Origin of the sequence: Microbacterium arborescens (assembly GCF_030369635.1) — a bacterium.
Taxonomy (GTDB): domain Bacteria; phylum Actinomycetota; class Actinomycetes; order Actinomycetales; family Microbacteriaceae; genus Microbacterium.
Genome location: NZ_CP128474.1, coordinates 475,204 through 490,827 on the forward strand (window position 1 = coordinate 475,204; position 15,624 = coordinate 490,827).

12 protein-coding genes are annotated in these 15,624 nt (G+C 71.3%); 8 read left to right on the plus strand and 4 right to left on the minus strand.

The window, feature by feature from the left end; all coding sequences use genetic code 11:
- From QUC20_RS02255 to QUC20_RS02290, 8 genes are all read left to right on the plus strand, one after another.
- Nucleotides 1–1,044, plus strand: coding sequence for an ABC transporter ATP-binding protein (locus QUC20_RS02255; protein WP_120263555.1), 1,044 nt, complete (start codon nt 1–3; stop codon nt 1,042–1,044).
- A complete protein-coding gene (locus tag QUC20_RS02260) occupies nt 1,041–2,132 on the plus strand; it encodes an ABC transporter ATP-binding protein (RefSeq protein WP_289330813.1) in 1,092 nt (363 codons plus the stop codon). The genes QUC20_RS02255 and QUC20_RS02260 overlap by 4 nt, the downstream gene beginning before the upstream one ends.
- Nucleotides 2,129–3,175, plus strand: coding sequence for a LacI family DNA-binding transcriptional regulator (locus tag QUC20_RS02265; RefSeq protein ID WP_289330814.1), 1,047 nt, complete (start codon nt 2,129–2,131; stop codon nt 3,173–3,175). The genes QUC20_RS02260 and QUC20_RS02265 overlap by 4 nt, the downstream gene beginning before the upstream one ends.
- Nucleotides 3,172–4,794: an FAD-dependent oxidoreductase gene (locus tag QUC20_RS02270; protein WP_289330815.1), complete on the plus strand. Its 1,623-nt coding sequence runs from the start codon at nt 3,172–3,174 to the stop codon at nt 4,792–4,794. Before QUC20_RS02265 ends, QUC20_RS02270 begins: the two co-directional genes overlap by 4 nt.
- Nucleotides 4,795–4,852: 58 nt before the next feature.
- Complete coding sequence (locus QUC20_RS02275; RefSeq protein WP_289330816.1) at nt 4,853–6,346, plus strand: cellulase family glycosylhydrolase; 1,494 nt, start codon at nt 4,853–4,855, stop codon at nt 6,344–6,346.
- Between the two features lie 184 nt (nt 6,347–6,530).
- Nucleotides 6,531–8,195, plus strand: a complete 1,665-nt coding sequence (locus tag QUC20_RS02280; RefSeq protein WP_120263551.1) for a circularly permuted type 2 ATP-grasp protein — start codon at nt 6,531–6,533, stop codon at nt 8,193–8,195.
- A complete protein-coding gene (locus QUC20_RS02285; RefSeq protein WP_120263550.1) occupies nt 8,189–9,121 on the plus strand; it encodes an alpha-E domain-containing protein in 933 nt (310 codons plus the stop codon). Before QUC20_RS02280 ends, QUC20_RS02285 begins: the two co-directional genes overlap by 7 nt.
- Nucleotides 9,118–9,963, plus strand: coding sequence for a transglutaminase family protein (locus QUC20_RS02290; protein WP_289330817.1), 846 nt, complete (start codon nt 9,118–9,120; stop codon nt 9,961–9,963). Before QUC20_RS02285 ends, QUC20_RS02290 begins: the two co-directional genes overlap by 4 nt.
- Here the strand turns inward: QUC20_RS02290 and QUC20_RS02295 are convergent.
- From QUC20_RS02295 to QUC20_RS02310, 4 genes are all read right to left on the minus strand, one after another.
- Nucleotides 9,947–11,557: a DHA2 family efflux MFS transporter permease subunit gene (locus tag QUC20_RS02295; RefSeq protein ID WP_289330818.1), complete on the minus strand. Its 1,611-nt coding sequence runs from the start codon at nt 11,555–11,557 to the stop codon at nt 9,947–9,949. The genes QUC20_RS02290 and QUC20_RS02295 overlap by 17 nt on opposite strands.
- Before the next feature lie 101 nt (nt 11,558–11,658).
- Entirely contained in the window at nt 11,659–11,880 is a 222-nt protein-coding gene (locus QUC20_RS02300) for a hypothetical protein (RefSeq protein WP_289330819.1), read from the minus strand.
- Between the two features lie 173 nt (nt 11,881–12,053).
- On the minus strand, nt 12,054–13,481 hold the full coding sequence (locus tag QUC20_RS02305) for a rhamnulokinase (protein WP_434543649.1): 1,428 nt from the start codon (nt 13,479–13,481) through the stop codon (nt 12,054–12,056).
- Nucleotides 13,482–13,578: 97 nt separating this feature from the next.
- A complete protein-coding gene (locus QUC20_RS02310) occupies nt 13,579–15,615 on the minus strand; it encodes a bifunctional aldolase/short-chain dehydrogenase (RefSeq protein WP_289330821.1) in 2,037 nt (678 codons plus the stop codon).
- Nucleotides 15,616–15,624: the final 9 nt, after the last annotated feature.

Genomic DNA, 15,624 nt, shown 5'->3' on the forward strand with positions numbered 1-15,624 from the left:
ATGACGATGATCCAGGAGAGACGACCGGATGCGCCCTCGGATGCCGCGGGCTCGGATGTCCTGCTCGAAGTGCGGGGGCTCACGGTCGAGTACGCCGGTGCCACGGGCGCCGTGCGTGCGTGCGCCGACGTCACCTTCGATCTGCACCGGGGCGAGATCCTCGGGGTCGTGGGCGAGTCGGGGTCGGGCAAGTCGACGCTCATCACCGCGCTCACCCGGCTGCAGCGGCCCCCGGCCGTCACGACGGCGGGGAGCGTGGTCTACCACCCCCGCGAGGGCGGCGCCGGGATCGATCTCGTGCAGCTCACCCCGCGGCGGCTGCGGGGACTGCGCTGGACGCGGATGTCGATCGTGCTGCAGAGCGCGATGGATGCCCTCAACCCCGTCACCCGCGTCGGAGAGCAGTTCGTCGACGTGCTGCGCACGCACGACCGCTCGATGAGCCGGGCCGCGGCCTGGGACGAGGCGCGTCGGCTGCTCGGGCTCGTCGGAATCTCGGCCGATCGTGCGCGGAGCTTCCCGCACGAGCTGTCGGGCGGGATGCGGCAGCGCGCGACCATCGCGCTGGCCCTCGCCTGCCGGCCCGAGCTCGTGGTGATGGACGAGCCGACGACGGCGGTCGACGTCGTGATGCAGCGCCAGATCCTCGCCCAGGTTCTGCGGCTGCGCCGCGAGCTCGGATTCGCCGTCGTGTTCGTGACGCACGACCTGTCGCTGCTGCTCGAGCTCGCCGACCGCATCGCCGTCATGTACGCGGGCCGCATCGTCGAGCTCGCCGCGTCGCGCGAGATCTATCGCTCGCCGCTGCATCCGTACACGCAGGGGCTCCGCGACTCCTTCCCGCCGTTGCACGCCCCGATCGAGCGTCTCGAGGGCATTCCGGGAACGCCCCCCGACCTGCGTCTGCTGCCCGCCGGCTGCCCGTTCGCGCCGCGCTGCGCCCACGCGTTCGACCGCTGCCGGTCCGAGTTGCCGCTGCTCACCCCGCACGGCGAGCGATCCGTCGCCTGCCATCTGCGCGAACCCGAGGAGGTCGGGTCATGACCGAATCCACCACGACCGAGCCCACGACTTCACCTGTGCTCGAGGCCGTCGGCGTCACGAAGCACTTCACCGTCACCTCGGGGCTCGGCGCGAAGGCGACCGTGCACGCGGTGGAGGACATCACCCTGCGGCTCGTCCCGGGACGCGTCACAGCCGTGGTCGGCGAGAGCGGCAGCGGCAAGACGACGCTCGCGCGGCTGCTCGCGCGCTTCTACGAGCCCACCTCGGGCACCATCCGTCTCGAGGGCCGCCCCGTCGACCGCCCGACCGGTCAGGCCGAGCTCGCCTACCGCAAGGCCGTCCAGCTGATCTTCCAAGACCCCTTCGGGTCGCTCAACCCGCTGCACCGCGTGCGGCACAACATCGACCGGGCGATCCGGCTGCACCACCGCGGGCTCTCCCGCGCCGAGCGGCTCGGCCGGGCGCGGGAACTGCTGGAACGCGTCGCACTCACGCCCGCCGACGACTACCTCGAGAAGTTCCCGCACGAGCTGTCGGGCGGCCAGCGCCAGCGCGTGGTGATCGCCCGAGCCCTCGCCGTCGAGCCGCGGGTCCTGCTCGGCGACGAGCCGATCTCGATGCTCGACGTCTCGATCCGGCTCGAGATGCTGAACCTGCTCGACCGCCTCCGCCGCGAAGACGGCCTCGCACTGCTCTACATCACCCACGACATCGCGAGCGCGCGTTACCTCTGCGACGACATCGTGGTGATGTACGCGGGACGCATCGTCGAGATGGGCCCGAAAGAGGCGGTGATCGCCGATCCGCAGCATCCGTACACGAAGCTGCTCATCGAGTCCTCGCCCGACCCGCAGGGCGACCCCGACCGCGATCGCGACGCCGTCTTCGGATCGGCCGACGACCTGGGCGAGCCACCGAGCCTCATCGACCCGCCCAGCGGATGCCGCTTCCACCCGCGATGCCCGTTCGCGATGGAGCAGTGCCGCACGACGCGTCCGCCCCGGATCACCGTCGGGCCCGACCATGGCGCAGACTGCTGGCTGCACGACGTCGGTCGCGGGCACGAGCTCGCCGGATCATCGATGACGCAGCTCGTCTCCCGCACCCTGACCGAGGAGGTCCCGTGACCACGCCCAGCACCCGCCCGCGCTCGATCCGCCAGTCCGACGTGGCCCGACTCGCCGGGGTGTCGCAGTCGGCGGTGTCACGCGTGATCAGCGGCGATGCCGCGCGTATCCCCGACGAGACGCGGCAGCGCATCCACGAGGCGATCGCCCAGCTCGGCTACGTCCCAAACCCCGTCGCCCGCAACCTCCGGGGCTCCCGCACGCAGTTGCTGGGGGTCCACACGTTCGAGCCGCTCTTCCCCAACGCCCGCGAGGGCTTCTACGTCGAGTTCCTGCTCGGCATCGAGCAGCGCGCCGAAGAGACGGGGCACGATCTCGTGCTGTTCAGCTCCACCGGTGACGGCGCCGGCGGGCGGCGGATCTACCGCGACGAGACGAACCGGCTGCGCATCGCCGACGGCAGCGTGCTGCTGGGCGTCTCGCCCGACCGCGACGAGCTCGCCAAGCTCTGGCGCGAGGGGTACCCCTTCATCCACATCGGTCGCCGCGACGTCCCCGGCGCCGACATCCCGTGCATCATCCCCGACTACCGTGCGGCGGCCTCCGGGATCGTCGAACGCCTGCACGCCCTCGGCCATCGCACCCTCGCGTACCTGCGCGACTCGATGGACGTCGAACCGTACGAGGACCGCCGCGCCGGCTATGCCGAGGCGGTGACGCGTCTCGGCATCGCGGACGCGTCGCCCGGGTACCGCGAAGGCCGGGCGGGGGTGCCCGACGAGGTCGTCGCCGCGCTCGTGGACGGACGCTGCACCGCCGCCGTCGCCGAGAGCGAGCGGGTGGCGGGCGAGCTGCGCAACCGGCTGATCGAGCGCGGGGTCGACATCCCGGGCGAGGTCTCGGTCGCCGTCCTCGAAGACACGAGCGCCGGGGACGTGCGGTGGGACGACCTCCGCATCCCGCGCCAGGAGATCGGCCGCATCGCCGTCGACCGCCTGATCGAGATGGTGGACGACCCGGATGCCGCCCGCGAGAGCACGTTCGTCGCGTGCGAGGTGGTCGCCGGCGGCACCGTCGCACAGGTCAGAAAGGACCGAGGATGACCGAGCCGATCGACCTGCTGATCATCGGAGGCGGCGTCGGCGGCGTAGCCGCGGCCATCACCGCGACCCGCCTGGGCCTGCGTGTCGTGCTGACAGAGGAGTCGGGCAGGCTCGGCGGGCAGCTGACCTCGCAGGCGGTGCCGCCCGACGAGCACGCCTGGATCGAGCAGCCGACGACATCGCCGAGCTACGCCGAGTTCCGCCGCCGAGTCCGCGACTACTACCGCCGCAACTACCCGGTCACGGCGGAAGCCGCCGCCGAGCCGATCCTCAACCCGGGGCGCGGCATCGTCAGCCGGCTCTGCCACGAGCCGCGCGTCGCCGACGCGGTCATCGACGAGATGCTCGCCCCGTGGCTCGCGACCGGCCGGCTGCGGATCCTCCGCGACCACGAGCCCGTCGCCGTCGACGTCGTGCGCGACCGGGTCGAGGGCGTGGTCGTCCGCAGCCGGACGGGGGAGGAGACGGTGCTCGAAGCGCCGATCGTGGTGGATGCCACGGAACTCGGCGACCTGCTCGAGCTCGCACGCGTCGAGCACGTCATCGGGGCCGAGGGCGTCGACGACACCGGCGAGCTGCACGCTCCGGCCGTCGCCGATCCGATGGACCAGCAGGCGGTCTCATGGTGCTTCGCGCTCGAGCACCGCGAGGGCGAGGATCACGTCGGCGACCGTCCCGCACGCTACGAGCACTGGCGCACGCACGTCGACTCGTTCTGGCCCGGCCCGCAGCTGTCGTGGACCGACATCGAGCCGATCGGGCTGCACGAGCGCACCCGGCCGCTCTTCCAGAAGGTCGACACCCCCGACGTGCCGTTCGACCTGTGGCGGTACCGGCGCGTCCTCGCCGCCGACAACTTCACCGGTGGCATCTCCGACGTGACGCTCGTCAACTGGCCGCAGATCGACTACTGGGAGGCACCGCTCCTCGGCGTCGACGCCGCCGCGGCCGACCGGGCACGCGCAGCCAGTCGCGAGCTGTCGGAGTCGTTCCTGTACTGGATGCAGACCGAAGCGCCGCGGCACGACGGCGGCACGGGCTACCCGGGGCTCCGCCTGCGCGGAGACGTCACCGGCACCGCCGACGGGTACGCCGACCGCGTCTACATCCGCGAGGCGCGACGCGCGGTGACCGAGTTCCGCGTGCTCGAGCAGCACGTCGGCGTACAGGCCCGTGGCGCGGGGGCGGGCAGCGCCGTGTTCGACGACAGCGTCGGGCTCGGGCATTACCGCATCGACCTGCATCCCTCGACGGCCGGGCGCACCTACGTCGACATCGAGTCGTACCCGTTCCAGATCCCGCTGGGGGCACTGCTGCCGGTGCGCGTCGACAACCTGCTGCCGGCCGCGAAGAACATCGGCTCGACCCACATCACCAACGGCTGCTACCGCCTGCATCCGGTCGAATGGAGCATCGGCGAGGCCGTCGCCGCGCTTGCTGCCGTCGCGCTCGCCGAACGGGTTCCCCCGCGCGCGGTCCGGGCCCAGCCGCGGCTGCTCGACGACCTGCGCCGGGTGCTGACGGACCGTCTCGGGATCACGCTGCGCTGGCCGGAAGAGGTGCGCACGCACCACTGGAAGCCGCGGGAACGAGCCCGCGAAATCGTCCCGTCGCGCTGACGCGTCGGGACCGTGCGTCGGCGACGAGGCCGGCGCACGTGTCAGGAAGGACGGATCCATGCCCCCTCTCTCCCACCCGCCCCACTCCGCCTCAGGCCGGCGCGGCCGGCTGCGGCGACGCCTCGGCGCCGTCGTCTCGGCGGTCGCCCTCATCGCCGGCCTCGCGTGGGTCGCGCCCACCGCAGCCGTCGCCGACGGCTCTCTCCCCGCCCTGTCGACGCAGGGGAACCGCGTCGTCGACGCCACCGGAGCCGACGTCGCCCTGCGCGGGGTGTCGGTGCTCGCCCCCGAGCAGAACGACCTCTGCGACTACTGCGACTCGCGGCCGACCTCCGAGATGATCGATCTCGCGGCGGCCTGGGGATCGAAGGTCGTGCGCCTGCCCGTCACCGAGATCTCCGCGACCACCGACCTCGCCGCCTACGACGCCGAGTACATCGCGCCGTACGTCCAGCAGGCCGTCGATCTCGGCATCTACCTCATCATCGACCTGCACCTCGTCCGCGACTACGGCGACGGGGCGGGCGCCGTGCCGCGCTCGACGGTCGAGCGCTTCTGGGACTACATCGCGCCGCAGTACGGCGACGTGACCAACGTCGTGTTCGAGGTCTTCAACGAGCCCATCAACCCCGCGAGCTGGTCGACGTGGAAGGCCTACATCCAGCCGGTCGTCGACGGCATCCGGGAGACCGCGCCCGACACTCTCCTGCTGATGGGCTCGCCGCAGTGGAGCACGTTCGTCAACGGTGCCGTGAGCGACCCCATCGCGGGCGGCAACATCGCGTACGTCTTCCACATCTACCCCAACCAGGGGGCGCCGACGACGGTGCTGCTCGACAGCAAGTTCGGCAACGCCGCGCAGCAGATCCCCGTCGTCGTCACGGAGTTCGGGTGGAACCCGCCGGGGGAGTTCTCCGACAGCATCACCGCGGGCACGACTACCAACTGGGGCGTGCCGTTCCGCACGTACCTCGACGCCCGTCCGTGGATCGGGTGGCAGGCGTGGATCCTCGACAATTTCTGGAAGCCGCAGATGTTCGACTACGACTGGAACATCCTCGGTGGCGAGCACCAGGGGCAGTTCGTGAAGGACTGGCTCGGCGGCCTGCCCAACGTCTCTCCGTGCGCCTCGCACGACGGTCTCGGGGCCACGGTCACGGTGTCGTCGACGTACTCGGCCGCCTACCCGGGCTCGCGCCTCGTCGACGGCGACTGCACCGATGCGGGCCGGTGGCTCTCGGCCGTCGGAGACGCGACGCCGACGGCGACGATCGAGCTGGCCGCGCCGCAGCGGGTCAGTTCGCTCGGGGTCTACAGCGGGTTCGGCGGCGGGGCCGGAACCGGCGTCGTGCTCGTCGACTTCACGGTCGAGGTGCGCACCTCGGCGGGATGGCAGCAGGTCGCCGCCGTCACCGGCAACACGCAGGCCGCGCGCGAGGTCGCGATCGGGGTCGACGGGGTCGAGGCGGTACGCCTCGTGGTCACCAACCCCTCCGCCTCGACCACCGAGGCCAAGATCGCCCGCGTCTACGAGCTCGCCGTGCGCGGCTGACGCCCCACCGCGATACAGCTGCAGGACCGGTGGTGCTGGTGTCTGCTCCCGCCGCAGGCGGGACGACACCGGCACCACCGGTCCGACGGATGTATCGCCGTCGTCGCCGCGCCGGATGTCAACACGGCGGGCGAAACGGGGGCGGAAATACTGACGCAACACGGCCCGGATTAGGCTCGCATCCATGGGTGACCTCTTCGACGGATACGGCTCGACGCTGACGCCGCGCAAGACCGTGTCGGGGGTGCCGCCGTACGACGAGATGTTCGAGGTCTCGGGCACCATGCCGGCTCCCGGGAGCTCGCGCGCCGCGTACCGCGAGCTGTACCAGGCGCTCGCGCAGATGACGCAGGAAGAGCTTCGCGGACGCACCGAGTCGCTCGCGAGCTCGTACCTCGCGCAGGGCGTCACCTTCGACTTCGCGGGCGAGGAGCGCCCGTTCCCGTTGGATGCCGTGCCCCGGGTGATCGACTACGACGAATGGTCGCATGTCGAGTCGGGCGTGAAGCAGCGCGTGCGCGCGCTGGAGGCGTTCCTCGACGACGCGTACGGGCACCAGTTCTGCGTCCGCGACGGCGTGCTGCCCGCGAAGCTCATCGCCTCGTCGCAGTACTACTACCGCCAGGCCGCCGGCATCCGCTCCGCCAACGGCGTGCGCATCCAGGTCTCGGGCATCGACCTCATCCGCGACGAGCACGGCGAGATGCGCGTGCTCGAAGACAACGTGCGTGTGCCCTCGGGTGTCAGCTACGTCATCTCGAACCGCCGGGTGATGGCGCAGACCCTGCCCGAGCTGTTCGTCTCGATGCGCGTGCGGCCCGTGGGCGACTATCCGAACAAGCTCCTGCAGGCGCTGCGCGCCTCGGCCCCGCCCGGAGTCGACGACCCCAACGTCGTCGTGCTGACCCCCGGCGTCTACAACTCCGCGTACTTCGAGCACACGCTCCTCGCGCGCCTCATGGGCGTCGAGCTGGTCGAGGGCCGCGACTTGGTCTGCTCGGGCGGCAAGGTGTTCATGCGCACCACGCGAGGTCCGCAGCGCGTCGACGTGATCTACCGCCGCGTCGACGACGACTTCCTCGATCCGCTGCAGTTCCGCGCCGACTCGATGCTGGGCGCTCCGGGGCTCATGCTCGCGGCGCGCCTGGGCAACGTCACGATCGCGAACGCCGTGGGCAACGGCGTCGCCGACGACAAGCTGCTCTACACCTATGTGCCCGACCTCATCCGCTACTACCTCGCGGAGGAGCCGATCCTCAAGAACGTCGACACGTGGCGGCTCGAGGATCCGGGCGCGCTCGAAGAGGTGCTCGATCGCCTCGACGAGCTCGTCGTGAAGCCCGTCGACGGCTCGGGCGGCAAGGGGCTCGTCGTCGGGCCCGACGCCTCTGCGGCCGAGCTCGACAAGCTCCGCAAGAAGCTCCTCGCCGATCCGCGCGGCTGGATCGCCCAGCCGGTCGTCATGCTCTCGACGATCCCCACGCTCGTCGAGGACGGCATGCGCCCCCGTCACGCCGACCTGCGACCCTTCGCCGTCAACAACGGCGAGGAGGTGTGGGTGCTGCCGGGCGGGCTGACCCGCGTCGCGCTGCCGGAGGGCCAGCTCGTCGTCAACTCCAGCCAGGGCGGCGGCTCGAAGGACACGTGGGTCGTCGGTGGCGACGCGCCCCGCACGGCCGAGTACAGCCAGGGGAACCTCGCCGGGCTCGTCGCCGATCAGGCCTCGACCCAGGCGATCCCGATCATCTACGACGAGCAGGACGAGCCCGCCCACTCGCCGCAGGACCACCCCGGCGGCCTGAGCGAGCAGCAGGAACAGCAGCAGCAGACCGGGGGATCGACGTGCTGAGCCGCATCGCCGAGAGCCTGTTCTGGATCGGACGCTACATCGAGCGGAGCGACGGCACCGCCCGCATCCTCGACGTGCACCTGCAGCTGCTGCTGGAAGACCCGTGGATCGACGAGGACACCGCCTGCCGGTCGCTCCTGTCGGTCATGGGCTCGTTCCCGCCCGAGGGGCTCGACACCGTGACCCGCCAGGACGTGCTGACCCGGCTCGCCGTCGACCGCACCAATTCGTCGAGCATCGCGTACTCGCTGCAATCCGCGCGAGAGAACGCCCGCCGCGCGCGCGAGATCGTCTCGACCGAGCTGTGGGAGACCCTCAACACCACCTATTCGCGGATGCCGCGGCGCCTGAACGCCGAGAAGGTGCACGAGTTCTTCCACTGGGTGCGTGAGCGCGCGGCGCTCGCCGTGGGCGTCACCGACTCGTCGACGAGCCGCGACGAGGCCTGGCAGTTCTTCACACTGGGGCGCTCGATCGAGCGCACCGATATGACGGCTCGGCTGCTCGCGACCCGGTCGCTGACCGAGGAGTCCGGGCCGTCGTGGACGACGATCCTCCGCTCCTGCGGCGCGTACGAGGCATACCTGCGCACCTACCGCGGCATGCCGAGCGCGCGCAACGCGGCGGAGTTCCTGCTGCTCGATCGTCTCTTCCCGCGCTCGATCATCCACTCGATCCAGCGGGCGGAGGAGTGCATGAGCGCGATCGATCCCGTCGCCGACCGCGTGGGGCACTCCAACGCCGTGCTGCGCGCGCTCGGCCGCATCCGCAACGATCTCGAGTACCGGCCGTTGGGCGAGATCCTCTCGGAGCTGCCCGAGCACATGGACAACGTGCAGAAGGTGACCCGTGAGGCCTCCGAGGCGATCCGCAGTCGCTTCTTCCCCACCGCCGCGGAGCCGAACTGGATCGGAGAGACCTCGTGAAGCGTCTGCGCATCGAGCACACGACCGGGTTCACCTACCCCGGCGACGTCGCCGCCTCCTACAACGAGGCGCGGATGCTGCCGAGCTCGACCGATAGTCAGTTCGTGCTGAGCTCGCAGCTCGACATCGATCCCACGACCGCCGTCAACCACTACGTCGACTACTTCGGCACCCGCGTCGCCGCGTTCGACGTGCTCGCCGCGCACCGTTCACTCGCGATCACGGCCCGCTCGCTCGTCGAGGTGCGGCCTCGCCCGATCGAGCACCGGCAGATCTCGTGGGAGGACCTCGCCGACGAGACCGCGCGCTCGATCCACACCGTCGAGCAGCTCGGGCAGACGGCCCGCACGGCGCCGCATCCGGAGGTCGTCAAGCTCGCCCGCGAGATCGCGGCGTCGCACGACGAGCCCGGCCCGGCCGCGCACGCGATCGCGATCGGGATCGGGGATGCCGTCGAGTACATGCCCGGCGTCACGGGGGTGCACTCCACCGCCGCGGAGTCGTGGCCCGAGCGCAAGGGCGTCTGCCAGGACATCGCGCACATCACCCTCGGCGCACTGCGCAGCGTCGGCATCCCGGCGCGTTACGTCTCGGGCTACCTGCATCCCGACCCCGACGCCCAGGTCGGCGTCGCGGTGACGGGCGAGTCGCACGCCTGGATCGAGTGGTTCGCGGGCGACTGGCAGGGCTTCGACCCGACCAACAACGTCGAGATCAGCGACCGGCACGTGCTCGTCGGGCGGGGCCGCGACTACAACGACGTCCCGCCGCTGCGCGGGGTGTTCGCGGGCCCGTACAAGAGTGCGCTGCACGTGACGGTGACGATCACCCGCGAGGCTTGACCTCCGCGGCATCCGTTTCGACCTGCTCGCGGCGCGCGCCACGGCCGAGGGAGGTCGTGGCCACGAGGCCCAGCACGAGGAACCCCGCCGCGGCGAAGCTCGCGGCGCGGGTGCCGTCCGAGAGGGCGGCCTTCGCGTCGGTGGCGATGTCGGCGGTCTGCGGCGAGGCCGCCAGGCCCGCGATCGCGCCGCCCGCGCTGTCGACGACGGCGCTGACCACGTGGTCGCGCTGCTCGGCGGGGATGCCGCGGTCGTCGAGCTTCGCGGTGAGGGCGCCCGATGTGGTCGAGAACAGGATGGTTCCGAGGATCGCGATGCCGAGCGCGGCGCCGAGCTGGCGAGCGGTCGACTGCGTGCCGGATGCCTGCCCGCCCGCGGCGACGGGGACGTCGGCGAGCACGACGCCGGTCAGCTGCGCGGTGGCGAGGCCGACGCCGATGCCGTAGACGAACAGCGCCGGGATGAGCGGGCCCCAGGTGGCGTCGGGGGCGACGACGAGGGCGACGCCGCCGACGCCGATGATCTCGGCGGCCAGGCCGGCGCGGACGATCCACACGGGTGCGACCTTGCCCGACAGGGCGCCGGCGAGCCCGCTCGCGACGAACGAGCCCGCGGCGAGGGCGAGCAGCACGAGGCCCGTCTGAACGGCTTCGAACCCGAGCGCGAACTGGAGCCACAGGGGGAGGGCCAGGATGATGCCGAACTCGCCGAGCGCGACGACGAGGGCGGCGAGGTTGCCGTTGCGGAACGACGGGATGCCGAAGAGCCCGAACGCGAGCAGCGTGGGCTTCCCGGCGCGGCGGCGCCGCACGCCCCAGACGACGAAGGCGGCGATCGTGACGGCCGAGATGACGAACGCGACCGGCACGGGGGACAGATCCCACGGCCACGACGCGCCGAACAGCTCGGGGCGCTGGTCGACGGTCCACCAGCCGTAGCTTCGTCCCTCGATGAGGCCGAAGACGAGCGTGCCCATCGCGATGACCGACAGGATCGCCCCGACGACGTCGATCCCCGCGGCGCCGCCGCGCGATTCCTCGACCGTCAGCAGGACGCCCACGACGATGAGGATGCCGAGCGGGATGTTGATGCCGAAGGCCCAGTGCCACGAGAACGTCGTCGTCAGCCAGCCGCCGAGCAGCGGCCCGACGGCGGCCATGCCGCCGATCGTCGAACCCCAGACGGCGAAGGCGATGCCGCGTTCGCGGCCGCGGAACGTCGCGTTCAGGAGCGACAGCGTGGTCGGAAGGATCATCGCTCCGCCGACGCCTTGCACGAAGCGGGCGAGGATGAGCAGGTCGCCGGTCGAAGCGAGGGCCGCGCCGACCGAGGCCAGCGCGAAGACGACGACGCCTGTCAGCAGCATCCGGCGGCGGCCGACCCGATCGGCGATGCTGCCGAAGACGAGCAGCAGCGAGGCGAAGACGAGGGTGTACGCCTCTTGCACCCACTGCACCTGGGTCGAGGTGATGCCGAGGTCGTCGACGATCGAGGGGACGGCGACGTTCACGATCGTGGAGTCCACGATGATGAGCGCCACCGCGATGCTGATGAAGACGAGACCCGCCCACCGGCGGCGTGCCGAAGCTACCATGATTGCTAGAATAGCTAGCTAAATTGTGGATGCAAGATGTGGTTCGCGCGGCGCGAAAGCGGCCGGGCCCCGTCGGGAACCGGCCGCTTCATGGATGCGGATCAGGCGGGCGGGTCACCCGGGTCGAGGGTCTTCAGCATGTCCTCCTCGGCTGCGTTGTCGGCCGTGAGCTCCTGCTCGGTGGTCTCATCGCCGCCGCGGGGTGCATCGTCGGTGATCGACTGCTCGGAGCTGGGGTCGTCGAGGTGACGGTCGCCGGTGGGCTCTTCGGACGGGATCGCGCTGTCGCCGGCGCCGCCGGCCGGGGTGTCGTGGCTGCTCATGGTCGCGACGTTACGCTCGCCGTCGCCGCCCGCGGCACCCCTTGACACCCGCGGGACGCCTGACGCCGATACATTCGTCGGACCCCTGTGGCTGGTGTCGTCTCGACAGCTGTTCGAGGCCACTCCCGCACCGCGGGCCCGACGAATGTATCGACCACCGACGGCCGGACGGGCTAAGCGCTGGGCTCGTACCGGCGCGGCGCATGCGTGCGGGCGACGAGGTCGCGGAGCGCCTCGAGCGAGCCTGAGACGAAGCCCGCGGCGCGGGCCTGCACGAGCACGTTGCCGAGCGCCGTCGCCTCGACGGGCCCGGCGAGCACGGGCATGCCGGCGCGGTCGGCCGTGCGCTGGCACAGCAGCTCGTTGAGCGCGCCGCCCCCGACGATGTGGATCGTTCGTACGTCGACGCGGCCCAGGCGTGCGGCGTCGGCGACGGCATCGGCGAACGCCTGCGCGAGCGACTCGACGATCGACCGGGTGTACTCCGCCCGCGTGCGCGGCGGCGCGACGTCGTGCTCGGTGCACCAGGCGTCGATGCGCGAGGTCATCTCGCCGGGGGCGAGGAACCGCGGGTCGTTGACGTCGAAGACGACGCCGTCGGCCTCGCGCGCGGCATCGAGCAGCGTCGGCAGGTCGATGCGGTGCCCCTCGCGGCGCTCCCATTGCCGCACGGCCTCGCTCAGTATCCACAGCCCCATGACGTTGTGCAGCAGGCGCACGCGCCCGTCGACCCCGCCCTCGTTCGTGAAGTTCGCCTCGAGCGCGGCGCGGGTGAGTACGAGGTGGTCGACCTCCACACCCACGAGGCCCCACGTGCCGCACGAGATGTAGGCCGCGGCATCCGGCTGCATCGGCACGGCGACGACGGCCGAGGCGGTGTCGTGCGAGCCGACGGCAGTCACGGGCGTGCCGGTCGGCGCCCCGATCGACGCGGCGACGTCGGTACGCAGCGGTCCCAGCCGATCGCCCGGTGCGATGAGCGGGGGGAGGATGCCGCGGGGGATGCCGAGCGCCGAGACGAGGGCGCCGTCCCATGAGGCCTGGAGCACCCGCAACAACCCGGTCGTCGAGGCGTTGGTCTGCTCGGCGCGGGCGACGCCGGTGAGCCAGTATCCGACGAGATCGGGCACGAGCAGCGCGGTGTCGGCGAAGGCGAGCAGCTCGGGATCCTCCGCGGCGAGCTGGTACAGGGTGTTGAACGGCAGGAACTGCAGGCCGTTGCGCTCGAAGAGCTCGGCGTGCGGAAAGCGCGCGTGCACGCTCTCGACCCCGCGGGCGGTGCGCTCGTCGCGGTAGTGGAACGGTTCGCCCAGCATCCGCCCGCCGCGCAGCAGCGCGTAGTCGACGGCCCACGAGTCGACCCCGATCGAGGCGATGCCGGGGGCCGTGCGCAACGCATCGTGCAGCCCGCCCAGCACCGACCCGTACATGCCCACGAGGTTCCAGTGCAGGCCATCGCCGGCGTGCACCGGATCGTTCGCGAACCGTGCGACCGTCTCGGTGCGGAGCGTGTCAGCCCCCACGTGTCCCACGATGACCCGCCCACTGGTGGCCCCGAGATCCACCGCCGCAACGTCCCCCGACACGCTCACGCGCGGCATCCTTCCCGCGAGTGCACGGCCTGCCGCCGAGTGCACGACCTCGGAGCGTGCGGATGCCGTGCACTCGGCGCGTAGCCGTGCACTCGAGTGCCTGCCCTCATCGGAGGAAGGCGGCGGCGACGCCGGAGTCGACGGGGATGTGCAGGCCGGTCGTGCGGGAGAGCTCGGGGCCGGTCAGCACGTACACCGCGTCGGCGACGTTCTCGGGCACGACCTCGCGCTTGAGGATCGTGCGGTTGGCGTAGAACTGGCCGAGGTCCTCTTCCTTGACGCCGTAGGTCGCGGCGCGGTTGGCGCCCCAGCCGGAGGCGAAGATGCCCGAGCCGCGCACGACGCCGTCGGGGTTGATGCCGTTCACGCGCACGCCGTGCTCGCCGAGCTCGACCGCGAGCAGCCGCACCTGGTGGGCCTGGTCGGCCTTCGTCGCCGAGTACGCGATGTTGTTGGGCCCGGCGAAGACGGAGTTCTTCGAGGAGATGTAGATGACGTCACCGCCCATTCTCTGCTCGATGAGCGCCTTGGCTGCAGCCTTGGACACGAGGAACGAGCCCTTCGCCATGACGTCGTGCTGCAGGTCCCAGTCCTTCTCGGTGGTCTCCAGCAGCGGCTTCGACAGCGACAGCCCGGCGTTGTTGACGACGAGGTCGATGCCCCCGAACGCGAGCAGCGTCGCGTCGATCGCGGCCTGCACGCCGTCGGCGTCGGCGACGTTGGCGGCGACGCCGATCGCGACGTCGGTGCCGCCGAGCTCCGCGGCTGCGGCCTGCGCCTTCTCGAGGTCGAGGTCGGCGACGACGACGCACGCGCCCTCGGCCGCGAGCCGGGTGGCGATGGCCTTGCCGATGCCGGATGCCGCTCCTGTGACGAACGCGATGCGCCCCTGGTGAGTCTTGGGCTTGGGCATCCGCTGGAGCTTCGCCTCTTCGAGGGCCCAGTACTCGATGCGGAACTTCTCGGCGTCCGAGATCGGCGCGTAGGTCGAGAGGGCCTCGGCGCCGCGCATGACGTTGATCGCGTTGACGTAGAACTCACCCGCGACCCGCGCGGTCTGCTTGTTCGCGCCGTACGAGAACATGCCCACGCCCGGGACCAGCACGATGAGCGGGTCGGCGCCGCGGATCGCCGGCGAGTCCGCATCGGCGTGGGCGTCGTAGTACGCCTGGTAGTCGGCGCGGTACGCGGCGTGCAGCTCGTGCAGACGGGCGATCTGCTCCTCGGCCGACGCCGTCGCCGGCATGTCGAGGATGAGGGGCTTGACCTTCGTGCGTAGGAAGTGGTCGGGGCAGCTCGTGCCCAGAGCGGCGAGAGCGGGTGCCTTCTCGGATGCCAGGAAGTCGAGCACGACGTCGGCGTCGGTGTAGTGGCCGACCATGGGCTTGTCGGTCGAGGCGATGCCGCGGATCGTGGGGGCGAGGGCGGCGGCGCGGGCGCGGCGCTCGGTCTCGGGCAGCGCCTCGAACCCGGCGCGCACGCCGCCGAAGGGCTCGGCCGCGCCGTGCTCGTCGATGTAGGCCTGTGCGGTCTCGATGATCCAGAGGCTGTTCGCCTCGGCCTCATCCGAGGTGTCGCCCCACGCCGTGATGCCGTGCCCGCCGAGGATGCATCCGATGGCCTGCGGGTTCTGCGCCTTGATCTCGGCGATGTCGAGGCCGAGCTGGAAGCCCGGGCGCCGCCACGGCACCCACACGACCTTCTCGCCGAAGATCGCGGGGGTCAGCGTCTCGCCGTCGGCGGCCGTCGCGATCGCGATGCCCGCGTCGGGGTGCAGGTGATCGACGTGCGCGGCATCCACCAGTCCGTGCATCGCGGTGTCGATCGAGGGCGCGGCGCCGCCCTTGCCGTGCAGGCAGTAGTCGAACGCGGTGACCATCTCGTCCTCGCGATCGACACCCGGGTACACGTTCACCAGTGCTCGCATCCGGTCGAGGCGGAGCACGGCGAGCCCCGACTCGGTCAGGGTGCCGAGGTCGCCGCCCGATCCCTTGACCCACAGCAGCTCGACGGGCTCACCGGTGACGGGGTCGATGTCGGTGCCCTTGGCGGAGGTGTTGCCGCCGGCGTAGTTGGTGTTCTTGGGGTCGGATCCCAGGCGGTTGCTGCGCGCGATGAGGTCTGCTGCTGCGGCGGAGGTCATGGTTTTCCT